The 26,013-nt window shown below is 62.4% G+C and carries 27 protein-coding genes; 11 read left to right on the top strand and 16 right to left on the bottom strand.

Features of this window, described 5'->3' with window-relative positions:
* Positions 1-7 precede the first annotated feature (7 nt).
* The 3 genes from ACE3OO_RS02830 to ACE3OO_RS02820 form a co-directional block, all read right to left on the bottom strand.
* Positions 8-718: an ABC transporter ATP-binding protein gene (locus ACE3OO_RS02830; RefSeq protein WP_374299509.1), complete on the bottom strand. Its 711-nt coding sequence runs from the start codon at positions 716-718 to the stop codon at positions 8-10.
* The gene (locus tag ACE3OO_RS02825; RefSeq protein ID WP_374299507.1) at positions 711-1,466 is read right to left on the bottom strand and encodes an ABC transporter ATP-binding protein; all 756 of its coding nucleotides are present in this window, start codon (positions 1,464-1,466) and stop codon (positions 711-713) included. The genes ACE3OO_RS02830 and ACE3OO_RS02825 overlap by 8 nt, the downstream gene beginning before the upstream one ends.
* A gap of 147 nt (positions 1,467-1,613) precedes the next feature.
* Positions 1,614-2,543: a DMT family transporter gene (locus ACE3OO_RS02820; RefSeq protein ID WP_374299505.1), complete on the bottom strand. Its 930-nt coding sequence runs from the start codon at positions 2,541-2,543 to the stop codon at positions 1,614-1,616.
* A 36-nt stretch (positions 2,544-2,579) separates the two neighbouring features.
* Between ACE3OO_RS02820 and hrpB the strand changes: the two genes are divergently transcribed.
* On the top strand, positions 2,580-5,135 hold the full coding sequence (hrpB, locus tag ACE3OO_RS02815) for an ATP-dependent helicase HrpB (RefSeq protein WP_374299503.1): 2,556 nt from the start codon (positions 2,580-2,582) through the stop codon (positions 5,133-5,135).
* A gap of 43 nt (positions 5,136-5,178) precedes the next feature.
* Entirely contained in the window at positions 5,179-6,171 is a 993-nt protein-coding gene (locus ACE3OO_RS02810) for a response regulator transcription factor (RefSeq protein WP_374299502.1), read from the top strand.
* A 5-nt stretch (positions 6,172-6,176) separates the two neighbouring features.
* On the opposite strand, the gene ACE3OO_RS02805 is transcribed toward ACE3OO_RS02810, so the two are convergent.
* The 11 genes from ACE3OO_RS02805 to ACE3OO_RS02755 form a co-directional block, all read right to left on the bottom strand.
* Positions 6,177-7,718 (bottom strand): fused MFS/spermidine synthase, encoded by a 1,542-nt coding sequence (locus ACE3OO_RS02805; protein ID WP_374299501.1) that lies wholly within the window; start codon positions 7,716-7,718, stop codon positions 6,177-6,179.
* Between the two features lie 9 nt (positions 7,719-7,727).
* On the bottom strand, positions 7,728-8,333 hold the full coding sequence (locus ACE3OO_RS02800; RefSeq protein ID WP_374299499.1) for a SoxW family protein: 606 nt from the start codon (positions 8,331-8,333) through the stop codon (positions 7,728-7,730).
* A 14-nt stretch (positions 8,334-8,347) separates the two neighbouring features.
* On the bottom strand, positions 8,348-8,818 hold the full coding sequence (locus ACE3OO_RS02795) for a DsrE family protein (RefSeq protein WP_374299496.1): 471 nt from the start codon (positions 8,816-8,818) through the stop codon (positions 8,348-8,350).
* A 2-nt stretch (positions 8,819-8,820) separates the two neighbouring features.
* Positions 8,821-9,480, bottom strand: coding sequence for a c-type cytochrome (locus ACE3OO_RS02790; RefSeq protein ID WP_374299494.1), 660 nt, complete (start codon positions 9,478-9,480; stop codon positions 8,821-8,823).
* Positions 9,464-10,741, bottom strand: coding sequence for a sulfite dehydrogenase (gene soxC / locus ACE3OO_RS02785; RefSeq protein ID WP_374299492.1), 1,278 nt, complete (start codon positions 10,739-10,741; stop codon positions 9,464-9,466). Before soxC ends, ACE3OO_RS02790 begins: the two co-directional genes overlap by 17 nt.
* A 25-nt stretch (positions 10,742-10,766) precedes the next feature.
* A complete protein-coding gene (soxB, locus tag ACE3OO_RS02780) occupies positions 10,767-12,476 on the bottom strand; it encodes a thiosulfohydrolase SoxB (RefSeq protein WP_374299490.1) in 1,710 nt (569 codons plus the stop codon).
* Between the two features lie 98 nt (positions 12,477-12,574).
* Positions 12,575-13,441 carry a sulfur oxidation c-type cytochrome SoxA gene (soxA, locus tag ACE3OO_RS02775; RefSeq protein ID WP_374299488.1) on the bottom strand — a complete coding sequence of 289 codons (867 nt, stop codon included), beginning with the start codon at positions 13,439-13,441 and terminating at the stop codon, positions 12,575-12,577.
* Between the two features lie 10 nt (positions 13,442-13,451).
* A complete protein-coding gene (soxZ, locus tag ACE3OO_RS02770) occupies positions 13,452-13,781 on the bottom strand; it encodes a thiosulfate oxidation carrier complex protein SoxZ (protein ID WP_374299486.1) in 330 nt (109 codons plus the stop codon).
* A gap of 43 nt (positions 13,782-13,824) precedes the next feature.
* Positions 13,825-14,301 carry a thiosulfate oxidation carrier protein SoxY gene (gene soxY / locus ACE3OO_RS02765; RefSeq protein WP_374299484.1) on the bottom strand — a complete coding sequence of 159 codons (477 nt, stop codon included), beginning with the start codon at positions 14,299-14,301 and terminating at the stop codon, positions 13,825-13,827.
* A 30-nt stretch (positions 14,302-14,331) separates the two neighbouring features.
* A complete protein-coding gene (soxX, locus tag ACE3OO_RS02760) occupies positions 14,332-14,820 on the bottom strand; it encodes a sulfur oxidation c-type cytochrome SoxX (RefSeq protein ID WP_374299482.1) in 489 nt (162 codons plus the stop codon).
* A gap of 118 nt (positions 14,821-14,938) precedes the next feature.
* Positions 14,939-15,238, bottom strand: a complete 300-nt coding sequence (locus ACE3OO_RS02755; protein WP_374299480.1) for a thioredoxin family protein — start codon at positions 15,236-15,238, stop codon at positions 14,939-14,941.
* 166 nt (positions 15,239-15,404) lie between these two features.
* Between ACE3OO_RS02755 and ACE3OO_RS02750 the strand changes: the two genes are divergently transcribed.
* Positions 15,405-16,319, top strand: a complete 915-nt coding sequence (locus ACE3OO_RS02750; protein WP_374299478.1) for an alpha/beta hydrolase — start codon at positions 15,405-15,407, stop codon at positions 16,317-16,319.
* Between the two features lie 2 nt (positions 16,320-16,321).
* Here the strand turns inward: ACE3OO_RS02750 and ACE3OO_RS02745 are convergent, their stop codons facing one another.
* A complete protein-coding gene (locus ACE3OO_RS02745) occupies positions 16,322-16,975 on the bottom strand; it encodes a TerC family protein (RefSeq protein WP_374299476.1) in 654 nt (217 codons plus the stop codon).
* Positions 16,976-17,188: 213 nt separating this feature from the next.
* Here ACE3OO_RS02745 and hutG point away from each other — a divergent pair, with 213 nt between their 5' ends.
* The 8 genes from hutG (at position 17,189) to phoB (ending at position 25,116) form a co-directional block, all read left to right on the top strand.
* A complete protein-coding gene (gene hutG, locus ACE3OO_RS02740) occupies positions 17,189-18,001 on the top strand; it encodes an N-formylglutamate deformylase (RefSeq protein ID WP_374299474.1) in 813 nt (270 codons plus the stop codon).
* Positions 18,002-18,036: 35 nt separating this feature from the next.
* Positions 18,037-19,470 (top strand): ATP-binding protein, encoded by a 1,434-nt coding sequence (locus tag ACE3OO_RS02735; RefSeq protein ID WP_374299473.1) that lies wholly within the window; start codon positions 18,037-18,039, stop codon positions 19,468-19,470.
* 372 nt (positions 19,471-19,842) lie between these two features.
* Complete coding sequence (gene pstS / locus ACE3OO_RS02730) at positions 19,843-20,898, top strand: phosphate ABC transporter substrate-binding protein PstS (protein ID WP_374299471.1); 1,056 nt, start codon at positions 19,843-19,845, stop codon at positions 20,896-20,898.
* Positions 20,899-21,045: 147 nt separating this feature from the next.
* Complete coding sequence (gene pstC / locus ACE3OO_RS02725; RefSeq protein ID WP_374304651.1) at positions 21,046-22,017, top strand: phosphate ABC transporter permease subunit PstC; 972 nt, start codon at positions 21,046-21,048, stop codon at positions 22,015-22,017.
* A gap of 1 nt (position 22,018) precedes the next feature.
* On the top strand, positions 22,019-22,861 hold the full coding sequence (gene pstA, locus ACE3OO_RS02720) for a phosphate ABC transporter permease PstA (RefSeq protein WP_374299469.1): 843 nt from the start codon (positions 22,019-22,021) through the stop codon (positions 22,859-22,861).
* Positions 22,858-23,664, top strand: coding sequence for a phosphate ABC transporter ATP-binding protein PstB (pstB, locus tag ACE3OO_RS02715; protein WP_374299467.1), 807 nt, complete (start codon positions 22,858-22,860; stop codon positions 23,662-23,664). The genes pstA and pstB overlap by 4 nt, the downstream gene beginning before the upstream one ends.
* 19 nt (positions 23,665-23,683) lie before the next feature.
* The gene (gene phoU / locus ACE3OO_RS02710) at positions 23,684-24,403 is read left to right on the top strand and encodes a phosphate signaling complex protein PhoU (protein WP_374299465.1); all 720 of its coding nucleotides are present in this window, start codon (positions 23,684-23,686) and stop codon (positions 24,401-24,403) included.
* Positions 24,400-25,116 (top strand): phosphate regulon transcriptional regulator PhoB, encoded by a 717-nt coding sequence (gene phoB, locus ACE3OO_RS02705; protein WP_374299463.1) that lies wholly within the window; start codon positions 24,400-24,402, stop codon positions 25,114-25,116. The genes phoU and phoB overlap by 4 nt, the downstream gene beginning before the upstream one ends.
* Before the next feature lie 63 nt (positions 25,117-25,179).
* On the opposite strand, the gene ACE3OO_RS02700 is transcribed toward phoB, so the two are convergent.
* Positions 25,180-25,824 (bottom strand): phospholipid-binding protein MlaC, encoded by a 645-nt coding sequence (locus ACE3OO_RS02700; RefSeq protein ID WP_374299461.1) that lies wholly within the window; start codon positions 25,822-25,824, stop codon positions 25,180-25,182.
* Between the last annotated feature and the right edge of the window lie 189 nt (positions 25,825-26,013).

The raw sequence follows: 26,013 nt of genomic DNA, 5'->3' as shown, positions 1-26,013 counted from the left end.
GTTGAACTTATACCCCGAGATAGGACTCGAGTTTCTGGGTATTGGCGGCGATCTGATCGTTCGCAATCATGTCGATCACCTTGCCGTGCTCGACCACGTAATGGCGGTCGGCAACGGTACTGGCGAAGCGGAAATTCTGTTCCACCAGCAATACGGTATAGCCCTTGGATTTCAGCAGCCGGATCATGGCGCCGATCTGCTGCACGATCACCGGGGCGAGGCCCTCGGTCGGTTCGTCCAGCAGCAGGAAATTCGCGCCCGTGCGCAGGATACGGCCGATGGCGAGCATCTGCTGCTCGCCGCCCGACAGTTTGGTGCCTTGGCTTTTCAGGCGTTCCTTCAGGTTGGGGAAGATCTGGTAGATATCGTCCAGGCTCATGCCGCCCGGCCGCACGGCCGGCGGCAGGGTCAGGTTCTCATAGACATTCAGGCTGGAGAAAATCCCCCGTTCTTCCGGGCAAAAGGCCAGGCCGCGCTTGGCGATCTTGTTGGACGGCAGGTGGATCAGTTCCTCGCCCTCGAACAGCACCGAGCCCTTGCGGTTGGCGATCATGCCCATCAGGGCCTTCATCGTCGTGGTCTTGCCGGCGCCATTGCGGCCGAGCAGGGTGACGACCTCGCCCTTCTTCACCTCGAACTGCATGCCATGCAGGATATGGCTCTCGCCATACCAGGCATTCAGGTCGCGGACCGCCAATTCGCTGCTGCCGTTATGCATGGCCGGTCCCCATATACGCTTCGATCACTTCCGGATTGCGCGAGACGGTCTCGTAATTGCCTTCCGCCAGCACCTCACCGCGGCGCAGCACCGTGATGGTATCCGACAGTTTGGCCACCACACTCAGGTTATGCTCCACCATCAGCACGGTGCGTTTGGCGGCCACGCGCTTGATCAGGTCGGAAATCTTCTCGATATCCTCGTGCCCCATGCCTGCCATTGGCTCGTCCAGCAGCATCATCTCGGGTTCCAGCGCCAAAGTGGTGGCGATTTCGAGGGCGCGCTTGCGGCCGTAGGGCAGTTCGACAGCGGTGTGTTTGCGGTATTCGATCAGTCCGACGGCTTCCAGCAGCTCCTCGGCGCGGGCATTCAGCACATTCAGGCTGTTTTCCGGCCTCCAGAAGTGGAATGAGGTGCCGAGCGGCCGCTGCAGGGCGACGCGCACGTTTTCCAGCAGGCTGAGATGCGGGAAGACCGCCGATATCTGGAACGAACGCACCATGCCGCTGCGGGCGATATCGGCCGGCTTCTGGCTCGTGATGTCGCGGCCGTTATAGGTGATCCGTCCCCGGCTGGGGGTGAGGAACTTGGTCAGCAGGTTGAAGCATGTCGTCTTGCCAGCCCCATTGGGGCCGATCAGCGCATGGATGCTGTGCCTGCGGATTTTGAGATTGACGTCTTTGACGGCGACGAAGCCGGCAAATTCTTTCGTCAGGCCTTCAGTCGCAAGAATATTGTCTTCGGCCATTATCCCGGACGTGTGTTGTTTGCTCCCTGGCGCCGGTATTCCGGACGCGGTGCAAATCAAACGGGATTCGACCGAACTTGTAAATAGCCCTGTGGTGACAACATTTTGAGCGGAAGTTAACGAAGTTTATGCCCAACTTCGCGGCATTTAGCCGGCCGATCCGCTATCTGCAGCCTCGCGGGCCCTCCGCCGGGCCAGCTGATGCTCGCGATAGGATATATAAGTGGCACTCGCAAAAATGACGGTGCCGCCCAGCCAGGTCCACATATCCGGCACCTGGCCAAAAATCAGGAAACCGATCGCCGAGGCCCAGAGCAGCTTGGTGAAGTCCAGCGGCATCAAGACGGTGGTGTCGGCATGACGGAACGATTCGGTGAACAGCAAATGGCCGGCCGACCCGCAGGTCCCCAGCAGCAACAGCCAACCGAGCTGCTCCCAGGTCGGCCACTGCCAGACGAACAGCGCCGCCACCAGGGTGATTGGCATCAGGAACACGGTCATATAGGTGGCAATGGTCAGGCTTGAATCGGTGCGGGCCAGGATCTTGATGTCGATCATCGAACCGGCCCACAGCACCGTCGACGCGATCACCAGCATCGGACCAAGTCCGATTGGTACAAAGCCTGGCCGCAGGACAATCAGCGCGCCGACGAAGCCGATCACCAGGGCGGCGATGCGGCGGGCATGCAGCGTCTCGCCCAGCACGAAAACGGCCCCGATGGTCATGAACAGCGGTGCGGTGTAGGACAGCGCGGTGGCTTCGGCCAGGGGGGTGATGGCCAGCGCGGTGAAGAACATCATCATCGAGGTGCTGTTCAACGCCCCGCGCACCGCGTGCAGATGCAGCTTGGTGGTGCGGAAAGCCGTGAAACGGCTGCGCACGATGGCCGGGAACAGCACCAGAAAGCCGAACAGGTTGCGGAAAAACGCCACTTCCACCGGCGGCAGCTCTTGCGACACCTTGGCGACCAAGGCATGCATGATGACGAAGCAGAGGGTGGACCCCACCATCATCGCCATCGCTTTCAGAAGCGTCGTGGAACCGGAGGTGGCGGCGGGGAGTGGAATTTCTGACATTGCTCTGGAATGGCTCTAAAGCGTTAACATTTCAGGTTGCCGGACTCGCGAACATTGCAAAAATTGCAACTCACCCATGCGCTTCCGATCCAGGCCGTGCTGCCTGCTGTCGTCGAGGCATTGAACCAATCGCCGAACCTTGTGGTGCAAGCACCGCCGGGTTCAGGCAAGACGACGCTGCTGCCGCTTGCCTTGCTGGATGAAGCCTGGGCAAAGGCCGGCCGCATCATCGTGCTCGAACCGCGCCGGCTGGCGGCCAAGCTGGCGGCCAGGCGTATGGCCGGCCTGCTGGGCGAGGCCGTGGGCGAAACGGTTGGCTATCGCGTCAGGCTGGATAGCAAGGTTGGCCCCGGGACGCGCCTGGAACTCAATACCGATGGCGTCTTTTTGCGTCGGCTGCAGCGTGATCCGGAATTGAAAGGCATCGCGGCCGTCCTGTTCGATGAATGCCATGAACGCGGCCTGGAATCCGACGTGGCGCTTGCCCTGTGTCTGGAATCCCAGGGTGCGCTGCGTCCCGACCTGAAGCTGATCGCCATGTCGGCCACATTGGACGCAGCACCGTTTGCCCGTCTGATGGGCGATTGCCCGGTGGTGACCGGCGAAGGGCAGAGCTATCCGGTCCACACGCGCTGGCTGCCCATGACACCGCAGGGCCGGCTTGAACCGGCCGTTGTCGATGCCATACGCACCGCTTTGGACGAAACCGAGGGCGACATGCTCGTTTTCCTGCCCGGCGTGGGCGAAATTCGCCGCGTGGAAAGCCTGCTGGCCGAGGCGCGCTTGCCGCCGCAGGTGGCAATAATGCCGCTCTATGGCGATCTGGCCGGTGAGGAGCAGGATGCCGCGCTGAGACCCAGCCCGCCCGGGCGCCGCAAGGTGGTGCTCTCAACGTCCATCGCCGAAAGCTCGTTGACCATCGAGGGCGTGCGGGTGGTGATCGATGGCGGCTATATGCGGCAGCCGCGCTTCTCGCCTGCCACGGGCATGGCCCGGCTTGAAACGCTGCGTGTCAGCCAGGCTTCCGCCGATCAGCGGCGTGGTCGTGCCGGCCGACTGGGGCCCGGCACCTGCTATCGCCTCTGGGCCGAAGCCGCCCATGGCGGGCTGGCAAAATTCACCGCTCCCGAAATCGCGGTCACCGATCTCACGCCGCTGGCGCTCGATCTGGCGGTCTGGGGTGTGCGCGATGCGAAAACCCTGCCCTGGCTCGATCCGCCGCCCGATGCGGCCATGGCCTATGCGCAGGAATTGCTGCGTGAACTGGGGGCCATCGACAGGGCCGGCCTGATCACCCCGCATGGCAAGGCGATGGCCGAACTGCCACTGCATCCGCGCCTGGCGCATATGGTGATCCGTGGCAAAGACCTCGGCCTGGGCGGTTTGGCCTGCGCATTAGCGGCTTTGCTGGGTGAACGCGATATCGCGAGAATCCCCAAAGGCACGGCGCGCGATAGCGATTTGCGCTGGCGCCTGGAAATCGTGGCCGGCGAAAGCGAACGAGACAGTGCCCCGCATGGCCTGCGGGTCGACATGAATGCGGTGCGGCAGATTCGCCGCCTGGCGTCCGACTGGCGGCGGCAGATCGGTGTGCCGGTGCATGCGGGGCCGGTGGAAGACGCTGGCCGGCTGGTGGCGCTGGCCTATCCCGATCGCGTGGCGAAGAAGCGCAGCGCAGCCGGCAGCTTTCTGCTCAGCGGCGGACGCGGCGCCAAACTCGATCCGCTCGATCCGCTGAGCGGGGAGGCCTATCTGGCGGTTGCTGAAGTGGATGGCGCCCAGGCCGATGCGCGGGTTTTCCTGGCGGCACCGATTGCCGAAAGCGATCTGGAAGACCTGTTCGGCGATCTGATCGAAACCATCGATGCCGTGGAGTGGGACGAACGCAGCCAGGCCGTGGCGGCGCGGCGGCAGAAACGCCTGGGCGCGCTGGTGCTGCGCGAGCAACCGCTGAAGGAGTCGCCACAGGATGCCATCCGCAATGCATTGTTGCAGGCCATTCGCAAGTCTGGTCTCGATGTACTGCCCTGGACACCGGCCTTGCGGCAATGGCAGGCGCGTGTCGCCCTGTTGCGGCGGTATCTGCCGGCGGCCGCCGGCTGGCCCGATATGAGCGATGCCGCCTTGCTGGATCGCCTTGAGCAATGGCTGGGACCGTATCTTGATGGCGTGGCGAAATTCTCACAGCTTGATGGCATCGATCTGCATGCGGCCCTGACGCATCAGCTTGATTACGCGCAGCAGAAACTGCTGGATGCCGAGGCGCCAACGCATTGGCATGTCCCCTCGGGGTCGAATATCCCGCTCGACTATGCCCATGGCGAAGCGCCGGTGCTGGCCGTGCGCCTGCAGGAAATGTTTGGTAATGCCGATACGCCGGCAATCGCCGGCGGCCGGGTGAAACTGGTGCTGCATCTTCTGTCGCCGGCACGGCGCCCGTTGCAAGTGACCAGCGATCTGGCGGGTTTCTGGCAGACGAGTTATCGCGCAGTGCGGGCAGAAATGCGTGGCCAGTATCCCAAACACGACTGGCCGGAGAATCCGTTGGCTGCCCAGCCAACCAATCGCGCCAAACCACGGCCTAAATCCTAGTCTGTCTCTTGTTGCAGGCGCGAAGGCTTCGTAGGATCGGCGCATGATACCTGCTGAGCGGCGCGCCGATGTGCGGATACTTTATGGCGATCCCGCACTGGGCACGCGACGGCTGTACCGTCAGGCTCTGGTGAGCGCTGGCTACACGCATTTGCGTGAATTCGAGACCCTGGACGGGTTCGCCGATCTGCTGCACGTGGCGCAGCCCGATCTGGTCTTCATGGATGTGGAGATGCCGGGCGGCAACGCCATCGCGCTGACCAATGATCTGCGCCACGGCCGGCTTGGGGTGAATCCCTACCTTCCGATCATCCTCACGACCTGGGAGCCGCAGCAATCCCGGGTGCGGCAGATCATTGATGCCGGCGCCGACGACCTGCTGGTCAAGCCGTTATCGACCCGGGCATTGCTGGATCGGGTGGAGGCCGTGGGGCTGAAACGCAAGCCTTTCGTGGTGACGTCGGATTATATCGGGCCTGACCGGCGACGCAGCGAGGCGCGCGGCGGCAGTGCTATCCAGTTGATTCATGTGCCGAACCCGATGCGGGCCAAACTGGCGGGCGAACCGCTCGATCCGCATAGCCTGCAGCACGAGATCATGGTGGCGAACGAGGAGATCAACCGCCAGCGCCTGCGCGCTTCGGCCTTCCGCATCGCCTTCGTCGCCGAGCAGATCGTGCCGGTCTATGAATCCGGTTTGTCGCCCGACGAGGGGACGCTGACGATGTTGGGCGATCTGATCAGTTCCACCGAAGACATCCAGCGCCGTGTGGCCGACACCGAATTCGCCCATGTGGGGCAGATCAGTGACCGGCTGCTGCAGGCCGCACGACAGATCGCCGAACAGGGCGTTACTTTCGTCTACGGGCCCGAATGGCACAAGCCGCTGGAGCTGCTCAAGACTCTGGGCGAAGCCGTGTTGGCCTTTTTCAATCCCGATCGCGATGCATCGGCCCTGGCAGGGGAGGTGGCCGAGGCAATCGACCGGTTTCGTGCTCGCAAGGCCGCGCAGAATGCCGGCGAGATTCCGTCCTAGGCTGTTCAGCGCAGCATTTCGTCCGGACGCAGGACAAACCCCGCCATCAGCCGGTCCACAGGCGCGAAATCGTCGGTCAGAACCGGCACATCGGCTGCGGCGATCCGGGCATCGAGATCCTCTTGCGGCCAGCGCAGCCAGGTGCGGCGGAATGGTTCGGTGGCCCGCAGCACGGCGGCATCGCTGGGTTCGCGCAAGCCCAAAACCACGAACGTCACGCGTCCGCCGCGTCGCCGGCTGTCGTCATCCAGCCAGACTTCCACGGCGGAAAAATCGCGTTGCATCGTCTTCACCAGCGCAAAGGTGAAACGCGGATTCTCGCTCTGGTCGATCACGTTGATCGCGTAGGCGCCGCCTGGCGCCAGGCGGCGCAGCAGCAATTGGTGGAATTCGCGCGTCACCAGATGCGGCGGGATAGCGTAATCGTGAAAGGCATCGCCCAGGATCAGATCGAAATGCCGGTCCTTGGGCAGGATGTCCAGCGTGCGGCGCGCATCGGCATGGCGGATATCCAGTGCCGGTGCGGCCGGATCGAGCCACATCGCTTTTGTCGCCATCGCCGTCACGGCCGGGTCGATCTCGGCCACGGTGAGTTTCGCCTCGGGAAAACGCGCGGCCCAGGCGCGCGGTAATGTGAAGGCGCCGCCACCGATGAAATAAGCCTGCGGGGCGCGGCCTTGCAGCAGGCGCTCGGTGCGCAGTGCCACGAAATGCAGGTAAGGGCTGTAGAGCAGGCCGGGGTCGTCGCGGTCGTTGATGCTGTGGGCCAGATGGTCCAGCACCATGGCCGCCGAGGCGCGGCCACTCTGGGGTGCGAAATCGACAATGCGGATGCAGTAGTAATCGCTTTCGCGCTCGCAGGGCGCGGCGAAGCCGGGCATCTGCGCCAGGCCGAAGCCGCCAGCGAGAACCAGCGCAACAAGGGGCAGGGCGACCTTGGTCTTCGTGCCGGCCCAGAACAGGATGGCGAAAACCAGATACAGCGCCGCCACGGCCAGCAACGTGCCGGTCGAACCGATCCAGGATATGAACACATAGCCGGCGCTGAGGGTGCCCAGGATACTGCCGGCGGCGCCGAGGGCGAACATGCGGCCGATGATCGGGCCCTGGTGCTGCGGGGCATCGTCGATGGCCAGTTTGGTCAGTACCGGCGAGACGATGCCGACAAACAGGCTGGGCAGGAAAAAGACGCCGCCGGCCAGCAGGCTGATCAGCAGCAGCGGCGGCGTGTTCCCGCCACCCAGCAGGGCGGCCAGGCCCTTCAGCAGCGGCGCGGCCCCGCCCGCGGTCAGCCCCGACAGCAGCAGGGCCAGCGCGATGCCGCGCAGCGCTGTGGCATGAGCCACCTGCGGCGCCGCCAGCCGGCCGCCGATCCAGTGGCCGACCGACAGGCCAGCCAGGACCACGGCGATCACCGCCGTCCAGGTATAGAGCGACATGCCGACATAAGGCGCCAGCATGCGCCCGGCAACGATCTCGACGATCAGCGCGGCAGCAGACGTGAGGAAAAGGGTGAGGCCATAGGCGGCCTGTCGCGTCAGGGTCACGCCGCCAGTCTAGTTGATCGGCGTGCCCGCGGCGATGGCCTTGGCAAGGTCGGCTTCATGCTGGCGGGCATAGGCGGGAAACTCGCCCTTCTCATAAGCCTTTTCAGCCACGAAGCGGAACATCGCCAGGAAAGCCGGCGGCGGCAGCAGGCCGCGCATGCGGGCCGGGGCGGCATCCTTCACCGAGGCGCTGCCCGGCGTGGGTGGCAGGAAGAACAGGGTGGGCGTGGTCGTCACCGCCCATTTGCGCGCCATGTCTTTTTCGGGCAGGGCCTTGCCGTCCAGATCGGTGATCTCGCGGGCGCCAAACAGGTTGAGCTGGATCATCTCGAAATGGTTGCGGATATAACCGCTGATCACCGGGCTGGCCAGGTGCTTCTCATGCATCTCGGCGCAATAGATGCAGCCGCGCTGCTCGAAGCTCAACACCACGCGTTTGCCCTTGGCGGCGGCATCCTCGATATCCTGTTTCAGGTCGAGGAAGCTCTCCAGCCACCAGTCCTGTACATGCAGGCCGTCATCGTTCAGCCTGGCCGCGCGCGCCAGGGTGGGCAGCAGCGCGGGCACGATGCCGGCGGCGAGAGCGGAGTGGAGCAGGGTGCGGCGCGACAGCATGGCTGGCCTCCGGGTCATGGGCGCAGGTGAATCCAGCCGCGCAGGCTGCGCTCGACGATCTCGGGCAAGCCGTTGGGCACTACCGCTACGTCGGGCAGCAGGTCGGCTTCGGATTTCTTCAGGGTATCCAATGTAGCGCCGCAGGCAAGGAATTCGACCTCCAGGTCCTGCAGGGCGGCGATGCGTTGCGCCACCGGGCTCTGGTCTTTCAGCACGGCGACGATGCCGGGGCCATAGGCCACGACGGCCAGTTTCACCTGGCTGGCATCATAATACTTCTGGATGTTGACGATATTGCTGATCACCGCGTTGATCCGTTTCGGATCGTCCTCCGCCAGGCTGATGATGATTTTGCGCGGATTGTCGATACTGGGCTGCGGATCGGCGAATTTCTGCGCCTGGGCCCGAACTTGAGTGGCGACGGCAACCGGCAGCAGGGCGAGTCCTGCCACCAGCAGGCTGCGCCTTCCCACAGACCCGGACATGCTCAGTCGCCGGTCTTCTGCGTCGGGGTCACGCCCAGGCGCGCGGCCAGGTCGCTGGTGATTTTCGGCGGGTCCTTGCGGCAATTGGTCATGCATGTGTCGGGCTTCACGTCAGGTCGCGGGTCACCGCCGGCAATGAAGCCGTCGCGGTTCGGCAACTTCACCTGGCGCAGGGCGGCCGCGTCCATGTCCTTGTCGGCGGGCCACAGGTCAGCCTGGTTCAGCAGCCAGGCCACGATGGAATAGACTTCGTCCGGCGACAAGCTCTGCGGCGCGCCAAAGGGCATGGCGCGTCGGATATAGTCGAACAGGCCCGGCCCGTGCGGCCAGTAGCTGTCGATGGTCTTGCGCGGGTCTTCCGATTTCAGCGTGCCCTTGCCACCGATCAGTTCGGGATAACGCCCCGCACCCTCGGCGAATTCACCATGGCAGGCGGCGCATTGCGCCATATACAGCTCCTCGCCGGCCGCCACGCTGCCCTTGCCGGGCGGCAGATTGGCCCCATCGGGGCCACGCACATCGATATCCCAGCCTGCGATCTGTTCCTTGCTGGCCGGCTGGCCGAAGCCGAAACGCTTGGCTGGCGCCTTGTCCTGCGCCAGCACCGGCAGGGCAATGCTGCAGGCGAAAAGGAGAGAGACCAGCTTAAGCGACTTGGACATTCTGCACCTCGCCGGTCGGCAGCACGCGCCAGGTATGGATCGAGTTCTTGTGATAGATCGAGTTCAGGCCACGCGCCTTGCGCAGGGCCTCGATGGTCGGCTGCACATAGCCGCTGTCGTCGGCGGCGCGGCTCTGCAGCAGCATCGGCCGGCCATCCCATTGCAGCGGCAGGCGGAAACGCGTCAGGCTTTTCGAGAAAACCGGCGCTTGCAGTTCGGCGGTTTTCCAGTTCATGCCGCCATCGATGCTGATATCCACTTTCTTGATCTTGCCATAACCCGACCAGGCAATGCCGCGGATCTCGTAAAATCCCTTGCCGAACTTCATCGGCTTTTCCGGGCAGGGAGAGGTGATCACGGAATTGGCTTCCTGTACGAAGGTGAATTGCCGGGCTTTGCCGTCGGGCATCAGATCGGTGTATTTCGAGGTTTCTTCGCGGTGATGCCAGGGCTGGTCGCCAACCTTGATGCGGCGCAGCCATTTGACATTGACGTTGCCTTCCCAGCCCGGCACCAGCAGGCGCAGCGGATAGCCGTTTTCCGGCCGAATGCGCTCGCCATTCTGCGAATAGGCGACGATGATGTCGTCCATCGCCTTGTCCAGCGGGATGCTGCGGGTCATGGCGGCGGCATCGGCGCCTTCGGCCAGCAACCACTTCGCGGCCTTCTGCACGCCCGCCTCGGCCAGCAGGGTGGAGAGCTTCACGCCGGTCCATTCGCAGCAATGCACCATGCCGTGGCTGAACTGCACACCGGCCATCTGCGCGCCTTTCCACTCCATGCCGCCATTGGCCGGACATTCGAGGAAGTGGATGCGGCTCACCGATGGGAAACGCATCAGGTCGTTCATGTTGAAGATCAGCGGCCGATCCACCAGGCCGTGGATCATCAGGCGATGCTGTTCGGGGTCGATCTCGGGTACGCCGCCATGATGGCGTTCGAAGCACAGGCCGCTGGGCGTGATGATGCCATCCAGTTCATGGATCGGCGTGAAGTTGATCGAGGATTCCTCGGTGGCTGTGAGCCAGCCGACATTGCGGCGGACCACATTTTTTTCGAATGGCGAGGGAGAACCATAAGGATTGGCCGTAACGCCCGGGCCCAGCGACTTCATCCATTCCGGCACATTCGGCGGCAGATTGTCGTCGCCGGCCGCCATCGCCTCGCCCACGCCCGCCCCGGCCAGCAGGGTGAAACCGCCGGCGGCCGCGGATTTTTTCAGGAAGCTGCGCCGCGAAGGTTTGTCTTTCGTCTCGGTCATTGTCGTTTCCTCCTCCGGGGTCCGGTCAGCCGGCGATGCCGCGCTGGTCGGCGCCGACAACTTTCACGCTGCGGTTTTCTTCGATCTTCACCGTCTTTTGCGTGGCGATGTATTTGCCGACCAGATCATAGATCGGCGGGCCTTCGGTGCCCTCGTTGATCGAGGCCCAGCCGGCCACGGTGTAGGATTTGGCCGGATCGATCGGCTGGCCGGTGCGCAGCAGCGTCATGTTCGAGATGCGCTGGCCGATCGACTTGGCCACATCGATGGTGTAGGCCATGCCGCCGACGCGCACCATGTCGCCGCCCTGCTGGTAATAGGGGTCGGGGTTGAACAGATTGTCGGCCACATCCTCCAGCACGGTCTTGAGGAATTCGCCGGTCATCTGGTTGCGATAGACATTGGGATAGGTAATCGCGGTCTGCGAATAAAGAATGTCGCCGGTAATATCCTGGCCGGGCAGCAAAGTGGCGCCCCAGCGGAAGCCGGGCGACAGGGCGATTTCCGCGTCGCGTTCGGCCAGCATCGCCTGGCAGATCAGGTCGTCGAAGGTGCCGTTGAAGTTGCCCCGGCGATACAGCAGCGAGTCGGCCCGGCCATGCACCTTGTCGAGCACTGCCTTGTGCGGCGCGCGGATATCGTCCACCAGTTTCGCCATCGCCGGATCAGGCGTGATGGCATCCGAGAATACGGGGATGAGGCGGAAACGATAATCCGCAACGCGCTTGTCCTTCACCTGCAGGTCGAGGCGGGCGAGGAATTTGCCGTGACTGCCCGGTGCGATCAGCAGGGTATTGCCTACCTTCACCGGCGCCGGGATGGCATCATGGGTATGGCCGGTGAGGATGACGTCGATGCCTTTCACGCGGGCGGCCAGCTTGCGGTCGACGTCGAAGCCGTTATGGCTCAGCAGCACGATAAGGTCGGCGCCCCGGGCACGCGCGGTCTCCACATGCTCCTGCACCTTCTCTTCCTCGATGCCGAACGACCATTCCGGGATCATGTAGCGGGGATTGGCGATCGGCGTGTAGGGGAAGGCCTGGCCGATCACGGCGATCTTCACGCCGCCGCGTTCGAACATCTTGATCGCGTCGAAGACGGCGTCGCCGAAACTGTTGTCTTTCACATTGCCGCACAGGAACGGGATTTTCATCCCGCCGGCCAGCTCCTTCACCCGTTCGGCGCCGTAGGTGAATTCCCAGTGTGCCGTCATGGCATCGACGCCCAGGGCTTCCATCACCTTCACCATGTCGGCGCCCTTGGTCGCCAGTGAGGTATAGCTGCCCTGCCAGGTATCGCCGCCATCCAGCAGCAGCGTGTTGTTCGGTCGCTCGGCGCGGATCGCCTTCACCAGCGTCGCCAGATGCGCCATGCCGCCCAGCTTACCGTAGTCTTTCGCCAGTTGGACGAAATCGGGATAGGCCAGCGCATGGGCTTCGGGCGTGCCAGCCTTGATGCCGTACTGCGTCAGCAGATGCTGGCCCACCAGATGCGGCGGCAGGCCAAGCGCCTCGCCCACGCCGATATTGACACTGGGTTCGCGGAAATGCAGCGGCACGATCTGGGCATGGATGTCGGTGAAATGCAGCAGGGTAACCTGCCCCAGCGGCTGGAACCGCAGGAGATCGGCCTGGCTGATCTTCTGCGCGGCGGCGGCTGCGCCGATCCGCGCACCGCCACCGAGCAGAACGGCAGCGGCAGCAGAGGCCTGGAGAATGTCGCGACGGCTCAGCATGGGGCGCTCGCTTCCTGTTTAATCAGCTGCATTTATCAGCAGTATTTTTCTGTACAAAATATGCAAACGGCCACTCCAAAAAGCGGAGTGGCCGGCGTTCAGCGGCGGACGCTAGGCGCTTCGGACTTCAGCCCGTTGCCGCGCCAGGCGACGTAAAGCTCAAGATTGGTGTATTCGTCGGAGCCGCGCGGATAAGGCAGGGCGCGGACTTCCTCATTGCAGCCTTCAAAACGGCGATGCAGCGAGCCGAAAGACTGCCATTTCAGGCGATAGGTCGGATAACCGTTCGACTGGCCCTGGCTCAGATTCTCCACGCCGATATTCATGCCGGCATTCTGCTCATGGCACTGGGCGCAGGCGATATCCATCTGGCCGCGACGCGTGTAGTAGAATTTCTTGCCTTCCTCGAAGAAGGGGGCAGCGGGGCCGTCCACCTTCACGTTGATCGGTAAACCACGCGACTGGTATTCGACATAGGCGGTCAGGCCCAGCAGGGGCTTGGAATCCCATTTCAGCTCGGCCGCCTTCATATTCTCGGTGCGGCAGAGATTGATCCGGTGTTCCAGGCTGGCCAGCTTGCCGCGCTTGGGTTCGAATTTCGGATAGGCGACGGCGACGCCCTTCATGGTCTTCGCCGCATCCTGGTGGCAAGATGCGCAGGATTTGCCGGCGGCGCCCTCCACCTTGCTCCATTCCGCTTCGCCATCCTGCACGGCCAACATGCCGGGGTTTTCAAACTCGTCATCCTGCATAGCCTGGGTTTCCGGCGAGGCGAAGACGTAGCCCGACATTTTTTCGCCAACCATGAAATCCTTGTATTTCGGATTGGCGCGATACTGGGCCAGCGGATCGCCACTGTCGGCGGTGGCGGCAGATTTCGACTTGTCGCCATCACACGCTGTCAGACTGCCGATCAGGACCAGCGCGGCGGCGGCGGTGAACAGGGAGCGGTGCAGGTGGGGCATCTGCACCACCTCAGGCCACGGTGATGGCTTGCGTCGCCTTGTAGACGCTGCCGTCATCGTCGGTCCAGGTGAAGTCCAGGTTGCCGCTGGCCGTGCATTTCAGGAAGAACGACAGATATGGGTTCGCCGAAATCGCCGGTTCCAGCTTGGCCTCGAAGACCTGCTTGCCGTTATAGGCCACGGTCATCTTGTTGATGATCTTGCGCGGGATGATCTTGCCTTGCGAATCCTTGCGCTGGCCCGATTCCATTGGATGCGAGATCAGGGTCTTGATCTCGATGACTTCGTCTTTCTTCGCGGTCTGCGGGACGCGGATGCGCGGCTTGATGTCTTCAGCCATGGTTCGATCCTTTCCTGTGTCTGTGTGCCTGGATGCCGCCGCTTCAGCCGCCGCAGCCGCCGATGGTGACCTTGACCTCGCGGGCCGCGGTCCAGGCGCTGCCGTCGCTCATCAGGGCGACGGCGATCACGTTCTGCGTTTCCGCCATGCGCATGCGGAACTGCACTTCCGCCTTGCCGTTCGCCGGCGTCAGCATGAAGCTGGCAACGCCCGGCTGCGGGTTCTTGTCGGAAACCACGTGGATTTCCTTCACATAGTCGCCGTCGGTCATCGGGCTCTCGACCGCGATGGTGACTGGCACGGTGTTGCCGTTCTCGGCGATTTCCTGGGTCTTGATCTGCACTTTGCCGGCTTTCGGCGCAGCTTTGACCAACTCGCCCAGCAGCTTCTTGGCGCTTTCCGGTGTTGCTTCGGCCCTCAAGGGAACCAGTGTGATCGCCACGGTGCCGGCGCCCAGCGCGGCGACAGCCTGGCGACGGCTCAGGCCGCGGCGGGGCAGGGCTTCAGAGGTTGCAGTCATATCGGACACTCCTGTTCCAGATCCGGGGCGTTACTTCAGGGCGGAGAGATAGGCGACCAGGTCTTCCACCTGTTCGGCAGTCAGCATCGGTTTGCCTTCAGCGTTCTTGGCCACGCGATGCAGACCGGTCACGCGATAATAGGCTGGCATGATCGTCTGTTCGTTCAGCAGCTTGGGGTTCACGATACGCATGCGGATTTCGGCCGGCGTCAGCCGGCTGCCCACCTCGGTCAGGTCCGGGCCCACATTGCCGATCCGGAAGGCCACTTCGGGGATCGGCAGCTTGTGGCAGATCACGCAATTGCCCTGGCCACTGGTGATGGCCCATTGCCGGCCCTTGGCGGCATCGCCCGGTTTGCCGGTCAGGGATTTTTCGATCGCATAATCCTTGACTGCGTAAGGAACCAGATTGGCGTCGCGGATTTCCTGGGCCGGGGCTGGAACCGCCAGCAGCATGAGCCCGGTTCCGGCCATGATGCCGGCGACAAGGCTAATATCGGCAAGGCGCGTGTGGCGCATCGTTCCTCCCGTTGTCTCTGCCGGGCTAGGTCCGGTCAGGTCAGCTTCTGAGCTGAGTGTTGTTGTGTCCATAGCAAACTCTTTTCACACATTGCAAGTGGTATTCCGTAACGGCAAATTAACCGCAGTTTCCCGGGGTTTTTCCCTTTTCCTGCGACTCTGTCAGAAGGCTTTCTACCTTAGGATAGAAGAAATCCGCGCCTGGATACCCAATGAGTCGCCCTGACTCGCGGCCACATAGCATCAGTACAAAGGTTGGCGTAAAGCGGATGCCAAGCTTAGGCAGGTCGGTTGGCCACGGACGATCCAGGTCGACCCGGCGCAGCGGCGCCAATTCGCCTTCCGCCGATTTCCCGTAACCCGGTCCGATTTCCCGGTGCCAGGCCTGGCACCAGGCGCAGTCCTCGCGTTCGAACATGACCAGTTCCATGGTCTGGGCCTGAGCAAGGGGGGAAGCCGTTGCTGCCAGGATAGTCATTATAACACAAACAAATTGTGCTAATCGATGAAATAGCATAGGCTGACGTTATTTCAGGGTCCGTATGCGATCAATAGCCGGACCGGCCAATGGGGGAGAGAAACAGATGTCGCTGCGTCACAGTCTTGTGTTGAGCTTGGCCGTGATCCTGTCGCCCGCGGGCTTCGCCACAGCCCGGGCAGAGCCGGTGCGGCTGGTTCATGAGGGCCGGGGCCTCGATGGCGAACTTAAACTGGCTGCAGGCAAGACGCCGCGCGACGGCCTCATGGTATTGGTGCATGGCACACTGGCGCATAACCGCATGGAGATCATGCAGGCCCTGCAGGAGACGCTGGCCGAGCGTGGACTCTCGACGGTCGCGGTGACGCTGTCGCTCGGCGTGTCGGATCGCAAAGGCATGTATGACTGCGCCGTGCCCCACCGCCACAGCAACGCGCAGGCGGTGGCCGAGATCGCGGCCTGGATCGACTGGGCCGGCAAGGCCGGCGCAGGCAAGATCGGTCTGCTGGGCCATTCGCGCGGCGGAGCGCAGGTGGCGTATTACGCGGCGCAGAAAGGCGATGCATTGCCACCGGCTTTGCAGAAGATCGTGCTGGCCGCGCCGGCAACCTTCGATCGCGCCGTTGCGCCAGCCGAATACAAGGCGCGTTTCGGCGGTGATTTCAACGCGGTCATTGCAAAGGCCGAGACACTGGCTTCTGCCGGCAAGGGTGACGAATTGCTGACCAACACGGATTTCATGTATTGCCCGAAAACCAGCGTCGCGGCGGCTACGTTCCTTGATTACCACAACGGCGATGGCCGTAACGATGCGCCCAGTCAGTTGTCGCGGATCCGGCGGCCGGTGCTATTGGCGGTTGCCGGCGGCGACGAGGTGGTGAAGGATTTGCCGCAGAAACTGCAGGCGGCGCCGCGCGCAGAAAAAATCCGCACCATCACGGTGGATGGTGCGGATCATTTCTTCAAGGATCTCTATGGCGAGGACCTCGCCGACGCGATCGCCAAATTCTGGGCCGAATAGCGCTATTTGCTGCTCAGCATGGCCTGCAGGCCGGTGGCATCCATCACCTGGAAGCCACCCTCCCAGATCATGCGCAAGGCCACGTAGCCGATGATCAGCAGGCCGATATAGGCGATCCAGTGATAACGATCGAGCAGGCGGGCGATGAATTTCGATGCCACCGCCATCAGCGCGATCGACAGCACCAGACCGAAGCCGAGGATATAAGGGTGTTCGCGGGCCGCGCCGGCGACAGCCAGCACGTTGTCCAGCGACATCGAAAGGTCGGCGATGATGATCTGCATCACGGCTTCGCGCTGTGTCTTGGGGGCGGGCTTGCCGGTATCGCCGTCCTCGCCGGTTTCGCCCTTGGCCTGTTCGCGCAGTTCGCGCCACATCTTCCAGGCCACCCACAGCAGCAGAATGCCGCCGGCGAGCGTCAGCCCAATGATTTGCAGCAACTGCACGGCGATGCCGGCGAACATGATGCGCAGCACCGTGGCGGCGAGGATGCCGTATATAATAATCTTGTTGCGCTGTTGCGGCGGCAGGCCGGCGACGGCCAGGCCGATGACGATGGCATTGTCACCCGACAGGATGACGTCGATCATGATGACTTGCAGGAAGGCGCTGATATGCGAAGCGCTGATCGTATAGCCGAGCAGGGTGAGGTCCATCGAACTGTGCCTTACGTTATGCGACTGGGGCGTTATGCGACTGGGGAAGCGTCGAAAAACCGCCGCACTCTAGGGTAAAGCGCGCCGGGGCTCAAATGCCGCGCCGGCCATACGGAGATGGCCTGTGAAATATCCATGTCGGCGGGCAACGCGGCTTGGCGCGGGCAGTGCGCTTTGTTACCTATGTCAGCCCCATTTTTCCAGTCCGCAGACATGACCGAACCCGCCGCACTGTTCACTCTTGTTCCCGGCCAAACGCCATTGCTGGTCGATGTGCCCCATGCCGGTCTGGGCCTGAGCCCCGGCCTGTCTGACCGCCTGACCGATTCCGGCCGTCGTCTGACCGACACCGACTGGCATGTCGAGAAGCTTTATGGCTTTGCCGCCGAATTGGGCATTGGGCTGATGGTGGCAACCCATTCGCGTTATGTGGTCGACCTCAACCGCGACCCGCAGGGCCGCGCGCTCTATCCCGGCGCCGACAATACCGAACTCTGCCCGACCCGTGGTTTCGACGGTGAACCACTCTATCGCGAGGGCGCTGGGCCCGATACGTCGGAAGTTGCGGCACGGGCCGCCGTCTATTGGCATCCCTATCACCAGCGCCTGGCCGCCGAATTGCAGGCGATCCGCGCTCGTCACGGTTATGCCATCCTGCTGGATGGCCACAGTATCGCGGCCGAGGTGCCGCGGTTTTTTCCCGGCCGGCTGCCCGATCTCAATCTCGGCACCAATGATGGCGCCAGTTGCGATCCCGGCCTTGCCGCATGCGCTTATGGTATACTCAGTGCGTCCGAAGGCTTCAGCCATGTGCATAACGGCCGCTTCAAGGGCGGTTTCATCACCCGCCATTATGGGCGCCCGGCCGAGGGCCTGCATGCCCTGCAGCTGGAGATCGCGCGTGACTGTTACATGGACGAGGCGCGGCTTGAACACTGGGATGCTGTCCGTGCCGCGCCGCTGATCGCCGTGCTGCGGCGACTGGTAGAAGCCCTGTTGCGCTGGCAGCCGGCTGGCCATCGTTGAATGGGCCGAATGGCAGGAGTCGGGAGGAGTAAACCGTGAGCGAGCCACCGGGCGTATCGCACGCACCATCCAGCATTTCCCCGGCTACACCGCCAGCTGGCAATGGTGCCCGTTTTCCCGTCACTCGCTGGTTTGCGCTGTTTCTGCTGTTGGGCGCGCCACAGGCGGTCATCGTTCTGCTCGCCCGGCTCGGCGACGCCCTGACGGATGCTACCGCCTGGCTGATGCTTTTTGCCCTCCTGGCGGTATCGGCATTGTTCGCCGCCTGGCACACCCATGCTGCCTGGCGCGTGCTGCGACGTACCGACGAGATTCTCGGTGGCGAGCCGCGCAAAAGCGGCGAATGGGACGCTCTCACCATGATCGGCGAGCTTGGCGCGACGGTGGAGCGGCTGCGCCAGACCCTGTTGGACGAGCAGGGCCAGGTGGCCCTGCACAGCACCACCTCCGATGCCATCCTGAATGCGCTGCCCGATCCGGTGTTGTTGTTGGATGGCGGGCGGAATATCGCGCGCGCCAATTTTGCCGCCCGCAAATTCTTCGGCAATGACATCATCGGCAACGACCTTTCGGTGGCGATGCGCCATCCGGCTGTGCTGGATGCCGCCGACACCGTGCTGCGGGGCGAAACCGGCATGGCTTCGGCCGATCTTACCCTGCCGGTGCCCGATGGCCGCAGCTTCAGCTTGCGCGTGGTGGCCCTGCCGGTCAGCCGCGAAGGCTCGGCCGCGGTGCTGGCACTGCATGACCTGACCGCTTTGCGCAAGGCCGAGAAAATGCGCGCCGATTTCGTCGCCAATGCCAGCCATGAGCTGCGTACGCCACTGGCCTCGCTGGTGGGGTTCATCGAAACCCTGCAGGGGCCGGCCCGCGACGACGAGGCGGCGCGCATCCGTTTCCTCGGGATCATGCGCGACCAGGCGGCGCGTATGGCCCGGCTGATCCAGGACCTGTTGTCGCTGTCGCAGATCGAGATGCGCGAACACGACCGGCCCTCGGAAACCATCGCCCTGGCGCCGCTGCTGCGTGATGCCGCCGCCGCGCTGGAGCCGCAGGCCAGGGCAAAGAAGATGCCGATCCAGCTTACGCTGGATGAAAACCTGCCCCCGGTACGCGGCGCCCGGGATGAATTGATGCAGGTATTCCAGAACCTGATCGACAACGCGATCAAGTACGGCCGTGCTGAAACCGCGGTCGAGGTCAGTCTGCGCGGGGCCGAGGCCGGTTTGCTGGAGGTGGGGGTACGCGACCATGGCGAGGGCATCCCCCGCGAGCACCTGCCGCGCCTGACCGAGCGATTCTACCGGGTCGACTCGGCCCGCAGCCGCGATCTGGGCGGCACCGGCCTGGGCCTGGCCATTGTGAAGCACATCATCAACCGGCACCGGGGCCGTCTTGTGATCGAGTCGGAACCGGGGCAGGGCAGCCATTTCATGGTGCGTCTGCCCGCGGGGTCCCAGGCGCCGTAAACCGCCGCCCGGCTTTGCCCGGGCTTGGATGAATGCGGCAAAGGTAGATCAACTGTAATTATTATTTATTAAGGCTACTGGAGAATATTGAATATTTTAAATCAGTGAAGCGATAATAAAACAGAAGATAGAATAAAATAATAAATATCATATGTTGTTTTTTTACTGAGTTTCGTTTCTTGGATCTCCGGAATGTGACAGTCGGAAAAGGTTGATATTCACAAGAATTATTTATGCCAGCAGGCTCGGCAGGCCGGATGATTCTTGCAACTGTCATATTCCTGCAAACTATCCGTCATATGCCCTCTCTATCTTCCGCGGCGTCCGATCAGGTGATCGACGTCTATACATTTTCAGCAGAGGGAGAGACCCGTGCTCAAGTTCAAGCCAATCCTGCTCAAGGCCGCCGTTGTCGCGTTTGCGACCACGCTCGGCCTCGGCGCCGCCCAGGCCGCCGACATCTCTGGCGCCGGCGCTACCTTCCCGTACCCGATCTACGCGAAGTGGGCTGACGCCTATAAAAAGGAGACCGGCATTGGTTTGAACTACCAGTCGATCGGTTCCGGCGGCGGCATCAAGCAGATCAAGGCCAAGACCGTGACCTTCGGCGCCTCGGACATGCCGCTGAAGCCCAAGGAACTGGATGAAGCCGGTCTTGTGCAGTTTCCGATGATCATGGGCGGCGTGGTGCCGGTGGCCAACATCAAGGGCATCAAGCCCGGCGAGCTGGTGATCGACGGCGAGACGCTGGCCAAGATCTACATGGGCGAGATCAAGACCTGGAACGACGCAGCCATCAAGAAGCTGAATCCCAGCGCCAACCTGCCGGCCACCGCCATTGCCGTGGTGCATCGTTCGGACGGTTCGGGCACCACCTTCCTCTTCACCGACTATCTCTCCAAGGCCAGCAAGGATTGGAACGAGAAGGTCGGCGCGAGCACTGCCGTACAGTGGCCCACGGGCATCGGCGCCAAGGGCAATGAAGGCGTGGCCAATATGTCGGGCCAGACCGATGGCGCCATTGGCTATGTCGAATATGCCTATGCCAAGCAGAACAAGCTGACCTACATGGGCATGATCAACAAGGCCGGGAAGGCTGTGCGTCCTGACTCGGATGCGTTCAAGGCTGCCGCTGCGAATGCCGATTGGGCCGCTACTCCGGGCTTCGAGGTCATCTTGACTGACGAGCCGGGCGACAAGAGCTGGCCGATCACCGGTGCCAGCTTCATCCTGATGTACAAGAATCCGTCCGATCCGGTTGCCGCCACCGAAGCCCTGAAGTTCTTCAACTGGGCCTACAAGAATGGCGACAAGATGGCCGACGAGCTTGATTACATCGCCATGCCGACAACTGTGTCGAAGCTGGTCCAGGATAAGGCCTGGAGTCAGATCCAGCAGGGCGGTAAGCCGATTTTCGCCGCCAAGTAAGGCCAACCTGTTCTGGGAAAGCGGAAGGCCGGTGCTTAAGCCGGCCTTCCGTGTCCCGCCACAGAAGTTCATCGGCGGGTTGACCGTATATCGTTTCGGTTTGAATGGCGTACAAGCAGATAAACGACGGGGTGCAAGGTGACCGATATGGCAGTGACGACGCCGGCTGAGGCCAGTCCCCGGAAGCCAGTTTCACGCTGGTTTGCTCCCACCGACAAGTTCTTTCATGGCTTGACCTTCGCTGCGGCCGTGACGGTTCTTTTGCTGCTCGGTGGAGTGATCGTGGCCCTCATCGAAGGCGCCATCCCGGCGCTGGCCAAGTTCGGCTTCGGGTTCGTCTCCACGCAGGCATGGAACCCCGTAAAAGAGAATTTCGGCGCGCTGGCGCCAATCTCCGGCACGCTGATCACCAGTTTCATCGCCATGCTGATCGGCGTGCCGATCAGCATCGGCATTGCCATTTTCCTTACTGAAATCTGCCCGCTTTGGCTGCGGCGCCCGATTGGAACGGCCATCGAACTGCTCGCGGGCATTCCCAGCATCATCTATGGCATCTGGGGTCTGTTCGTCTTTGCTCCCTTCATGCAGCGTCATGTGCAGCCGGCCCTGATCAACGCCTTCAGTGGCGTGCCCGTGCTGGAAAACCTGTTTGCCGGCCCGCCCTACGGAATCGGCATTCTCACCGCCAGCCTGATCCTGGCGATCATGATCCTGCCCTTCATCACGGCTGTTACCCGCGACGTGTTCGAAACCGTTCCGCCCGTGCTGAAGGAAGCCGCCTATGGCCTGGGCTGCACAACCTGGGAAGTCGCGCGCAGCGTGATGCTGCCTTATACCCGTGTCGGCGTGGTCGGCGGCATCATGCTCGGCCTTGGCCGCGCGCTGGGCGAAACGATGGCGGTTACCTTCGTGATCGGCAACGCCCACAAGATCCAGGCATCCATTCTTGGGCCGGGCACGACCATCTCGGCCACCATCGCCAATGAGTTCACCGAGGCGGTGGGTGATATCTATACCTCGTCGCTGGTCGCGCTGGGCCTGATTCTGTTCTTCATCACCTTCGTGGTGCTGGCGGCGGCGCGGATCATGCTGCTGCGTACGAATGTGAAGGGGGCCTAACATGGTTGGCTTGTATGCGCGCCGGCGCATGACGAACCGGATCATCGTTTCCCTGTCCGTGGCTGCTGCTGCCTTCGGTATCGCCTGGCTGGTTCTGATCTTGGCCGAATTGCTGATCGAAGGCTTCGGCGGTCTGACGCTTTCTGTGTTTACCGAGATGACCCCGCCGCCGGGACAGAGCGGTGGCTTGCGGAATGCCATTGCCGGCACCCTGGTAATGACCAGCATTGCCGTCGCGATTGGAACGCCAATCGGTATCCTCGCTGGCACCTACCTGGCCGAGTATGGCCGGGCCAGCAGGCTGTCGATGGTGGTGCGCTTCATCAACGACGTGCTGCTCAGCGCGCCTTCCATCATCGTCGGTCTCTTCGTTTACGAAGTGATGGTGATCCACATGGGGCATTTCTCGGCCTGGGCCGGCGCGGTTGCCCTGGCGATCATCGTGATCCCCGTGGTGCTGCGCACGACCGAGGACATGCTCAATCTGGTTCCCAATGGCCTGCGCGAGGCGGCCACGGCCTTAGGCGCGCCGCGTTATTTCGTGATCCGCCGGGTGGCATACCGCGCAGCGCGCAACGGCATCGTCACCGGCATCCTGCTCGCCGTGGCGCGGATCAGCGGCGAAACCGCGCCATTGCTGTTCACGGCGCTCAACAACCAGTTCTGGAGCCTTAATCTCAACGCGCCCATGGCCAACCTGCCCGTGGTGATCTTCCAGTTCTCGCTCAGCCCTTATGAAGACTGGCGGGAGCTGGCATGGGTCGGCGCGCTGCTGATCACCCTCGCCATTCTTGCCCTCAACATCGGTGCCCGCGCCCTTGCCGGCGGAAAGAAGACCCAATGAACATCGAGCTCATGGAACCCGTGACGTCCGCCGCTACGTCTGCCGCGCTGCAGCCGAAAGTTTCGATCGAGAATCTGGCGTTCTATTACGGCGATACGAAAGCGCTGAAGGACATCAACCTCACGCTTTATGATCGCAAGGTCACGGCCTTCATCGGCCCGTCGGGCTGCGGCAAGTCCACCCTTTTGCGCGTGCTGAACCGGATCTACGAGATGTATCCGCGCCAGCGTGCCGAGGGCAGGGTGATCGTGGACGGGGTGAATATCCTCGACAGTGGCCAGGACCTCAACATGCTGCGCGCCAAGATCGGCATGGTGTTTCAGAAGCCGACGCCATTCCCGATGTCGATCTACGAGAACATCGCCTTCGGCGTTCGCCTCTATGAGCGGATTTCCAAGGACGAGATGGACGAACGGGTCGAGCGCGCGCTGCGCCGCGCCGCCCTGTGGGACGAAGTCAAGGACAAGCTGAACACCAGTGGCCTGGGCCTGTCTGGCGGTCAGCAGCAGCGCCTGTGCATCGCCCGCACCATCGCGGTGCGGCCGGAGATCATCCTTCTGGATGAACCCTGCTCGGCCCTGGATCCGATCTCGACGGCGAAGATCGAGGAGCTGATCGATGAGCTGAAAGCCGATTATACGATCGTGATCGTGACGCATAACATGCAGCAGGCAGCACGTACGTCCGATTTCACGGCTTTCATGTACTTGGGCGAACTGATCGAGTTTGGCGATACCAAGCGGATGTTTACCCACCCGAACAAGCAGCAGACCCAGGATTACATTACCGGTCGCTTCGGCTGAGCAGAACGAGGACAAGGCAATGCCGCAACATATCGTCCAGAAATACGACGAAGAGCTGAAGAAGCTTTCAACCCTCATCGTACAGATGGGTGGATTGGCGGAGTCGCAATTGGCTTCCGCCGTGGAGGCCATCGTAAAGCGCGACAGCGAGTTGGCCGGCAAGGTGGTTGAGGGTGATGCGAAAATCGACACGCTCCGCAACCAGGTTGACGATTTCGCCATCGAATTGCTGGCCCGGCGCCAGCCGATGGCCGCCGACTTGCGCGTCATCGTCGCCGCTCTGCGCATTTCCTCGGAGATCGAGCGGATCGGCGATTATGCCAAGAATGTGGCCAAGCGGGCGGTGGCGCTGAACCAGGCGCCGCTGGTGCGGCCGGTCCATGCCATTCCGCGCATGGCCGCCCTGGTGCAGGCCCTGATCAAGGATACGCTGGATGCCTATATCACCGATGATGCCACCAAGGCCGATGCGGTCTGGGCGCGCGATGAAGAGGTGGACGAGCTGTATACCAGCCTGTTCCGTGAATTGCTGACCTACATGATGGAGGATCCGCGCTCCATCACGCCATGCACGCATCTTCTGTTTATCGCCAAGAATATCGAGCGCATCGGCGATCACGCGACCAATATCGCCGAACTGATCCACTATACCGTGACCGGTGAGTTGCCCAAGGAAGACCGGCCGAAGGGCGACGACACCGCTTATGCGGTGGTCAACGCGCCGGGAGGCACGCGATGAACGTGACGATCAAGCCGCGCGTTCTCGTCATCGAGGATGAAGCCGCGCTGCTGGCGCTGTTGCGCTACAATCTGGAGAAGGAAAACTACATCGTCGACGAGGCGATGGACGGCGAGCAGGCGCTGCTGAAGGTGGCCGAGCATATGCCGGACCTGATCCTGCTCGACTGGATGCTGCCGCGTCTGTCGGGCCTTGAGGTCTGTCGCCAGTTGCGTCGCGATCCCAATGCCCGCAACGTGCCGATCATCATGCTGACCGCGCGCGGCGAGGAAGCCGACCGCGTGCGCGGCCTGGATGCCGGTGCCGACGATTACATCGCCAAGCCGTTTTCACCCAGCGAGCTGTTGGCCCGCATTCGCGCCGTGCTGCGCAGGATTCGTCCGGCCCTGGCCGAGGAAGTGCTCACCTATGGCGGGTTGGTGATGGATATCGCCACCCACAAGGTCACCCGCAATGGCCGGGATATCCATCTCGGCCCCACGGAATTCCGCTTGCTGCGGTATTTCCTCGAACATCCCGGCCGCGTGCTGTCGCGCGACCAGCTGCTGGATGCGGTCTGGGGCCGCGATATCTATGTCGAACAGCGCACGGTCGACGTTCATATCCGCCGCCTGCGCAAGGCGCTGAATGCCAGCGGCGAATCCGATGTGATCCGCACGGTGCGGTCGGCCGGCTACGCCCTGGAGCTGACGCCTGCGGCCGCGATGGCCTGAACGGCGGCGACGCAGCCAATAAAAAAGCCCGGCCAAAGCCGGGCTTTTTTGTGTCCGGCCGGTTTAGCGACGGCCGGAGATCTGCTTTTTCATGGCGGCGAACAGGGCATCGATCTTGCCGCCGTTATTCTGGATCACCGATTCAAACTGCTGGCGCTGGGTGAAGGCCATCGACACGCCTTCAACCACCACATCGGTCAACAACGGCTTGCCGTCTTTCTCGTGGGTCTTCCATTCCACACGGATCGGCGGGCCGTTCGGCCGGTTGATCTGGGAATCGACGATGGTTTCGTTGCCGACCGCGCGCGCATTGTCGCGCACATCCAGGGTCTCGCCGTTATACTGCGACAGCAACTGGGCATAGACCTTGACCAGATAATCCTCGAACAGCTTGGCGTATTCCTGTTTCTGCGCGTCGTTCAGGCCCCGGCTGTAGCGGCCGAGACAGAAACGACCCACCGCCTCGAGATCGAGATGGGTGGTGAGCAGATCGCGCACCAGCGCCTCGCGCTTTTCCGCAGTCAGCGAGCGGTCGCCCAGCGCCTGCAGGGTCTCGGTGCCAACCTCGCGGATGAACTGGTCCGCCGGTACGGCGGCCGGCGCGGCTGGGGCGGGCAGGGCCGTCAGGGCGAGGACGAGGCCGAAGCTGGCAAAGATGGCCAGCACATTCCGGCGGGAGAAAGGCTTTGGGGAAAGCAGGGTGGACATGGAGATGGCCTGAAGACTCGATGCTATGCGGGGGATGTGTCTAAGCCATGGAAGAAAATGGCTTTTCGGCTTGGGATATGGCTATGGTAACGGCTGAATACATAGCTTGTTGCCAAGTGTAAGGCCATGTCCTTTTTTGATCACATCGCATTTCATCCTATACAAATAGATAAAGATATGTTTATGTCT

It is taken from the genome of Ferrovibrio sp. (genome assembly GCF_041906005.1).
GTDB lineage: Bacteria > Pseudomonadota > Alphaproteobacteria > Ferrovibrionales > Ferrovibrionaceae > Ferrovibrio.
The sequence above is the reverse complement of the archived record's forward strand: the minus strand, read 5'-3'. Positions and strand labels throughout refer to the sequence as shown.

Excerpts from the sequence above, each read along its gene's own strand:
- ACE3OO_RS02825 (WP_374299507.1), bottom strand. The coding sequence starts at position 1,466 with ATGGCCGAAGACAATATTCTTGCGACTGAAGGCCTGACGAAAGAATTT.
- pstC (WP_374304651.1), top strand. The coding sequence starts at position 21,046 with ATGGCAGTGACGACGCCGGCTGAGGCCAGTCCCCGGAAGCCAGTTTCA.
- ACE3OO_RS02755 (WP_374299480.1), bottom strand. The coding sequence starts at position 15,238 with ATGTTCGAACGCGAGGACTGCGCCTGGTGCCAGGCCTGGCACCGGGAA.
- ACE3OO_RS02745 (WP_374299476.1), bottom strand. The coding sequence starts at position 16,975 with ATGGACCTCACCCTGCTCGGCTATACGATCAGCGCTTCGCATATCAGC.
- hutG (WP_374299474.1), top strand. The coding sequence starts at position 17,189 with ATGACCGAACCCGCCGCACTGTTCACTCTTGTTCCCGGCCAAACGCCA.
- soxA (WP_374299488.1), bottom strand. The coding sequence starts at position 13,441 with ATGCCCCACCTGCACCGCTCCCTGTTCACCGCCGCCGCCGCGCTGGTC.
- ACE3OO_RS02790 (WP_374299494.1), bottom strand. The coding sequence starts at position 9,480 with ATGTCCAAGTCGCTTAAGCTGGTCTCTCTCCTTTTCGCCTGCAGCATT.
- pstB (WP_374299467.1), top strand. The coding sequence starts at position 22,858 with ATGAACATCGAGCTCATGGAACCCGTGACGTCCGCCGCTACGTCTGCC.
- ACE3OO_RS02750 (WP_374299478.1), top strand. The coding sequence starts at position 15,405 with ATGTCGCTGCGTCACAGTCTTGTGTTGAGCTTGGCCGTGATCCTGTCG.
- ACE3OO_RS02820 (WP_374299505.1), bottom strand. The coding sequence starts at position 2,543 with ATGTCAGAAATTCCACTCCCCGCCGCCACCTCCGGTTCCACGACGCTT.
- ACE3OO_RS02800 (WP_374299499.1), bottom strand. The coding sequence starts at position 8,333 with ATGCTGTCGCGCCGCACCCTGCTCCACTCCGCTCTCGCCGCCGGCATC.
- ACE3OO_RS02810 (WP_374299502.1), top strand. The coding sequence starts at position 5,179 with ATGATACCTGCTGAGCGGCGCGCCGATGTGCGGATACTTTATGGCGAT.
- soxC (WP_374299492.1), bottom strand. The coding sequence starts at position 10,741 with ATGACCGAGACGAAAGACAAACCTTCGCGGCGCAGCTTCCTGAAAAAA.
- ACE3OO_RS02795 (WP_374299496.1), bottom strand. The coding sequence starts at position 8,818 with ATGTCCGGGTCTGTGGGAAGGCGCAGCCTGCTGGTGGCAGGACTCGCC.
- soxZ (WP_374299486.1), bottom strand. The coding sequence starts at position 13,781 with ATGGCTGAAGACATCAAGCCGCGCATCCGCGTCCCGCAGACCGCGAAG.
- soxX (WP_374299482.1), bottom strand. The coding sequence starts at position 14,820 with ATGCGCCACACGCGCCTTGCCGATATTAGCCTTGTCGCCGGCATCATG.
- pstA (WP_374299469.1), top strand. The coding sequence starts at position 22,019 with ATGGTTGGCTTGTATGCGCGCCGGCGCATGACGAACCGGATCATCGTT.
- soxY (WP_374299484.1), bottom strand. The coding sequence starts at position 14,301 with ATGACTGCAACCTCTGAAGCCCTGCCCCGCCGCGGCCTGAGCCGTCGC.
- phoU (WP_374299465.1), top strand. The coding sequence starts at position 23,684 with ATGCCGCAACATATCGTCCAGAAATACGACGAAGAGCTGAAGAAGCTT.
- ACE3OO_RS02700 (WP_374299461.1), bottom strand. The coding sequence starts at position 25,824 with ATGTCCACCCTGCTTTCCCCAAAGCCTTTCTCCCGCCGGAATGTGCTG.
- ACE3OO_RS02830 (WP_374299509.1), bottom strand. The coding sequence starts at position 718 with ATGCATAACGGCAGCAGCGAATTGGCGGTCCGCGACCTGAATGCCTGG.
- soxB (WP_374299490.1), bottom strand. The coding sequence starts at position 12,476 with ATGCTGAGCCGTCGCGACATTCTCCAGGCCTCTGCTGCCGCTGCCGTT.
- phoB (WP_374299463.1), top strand. The coding sequence starts at position 24,400 with ATGAACGTGACGATCAAGCCGCGCGTTCTCGTCATCGAGGATGAAGCC.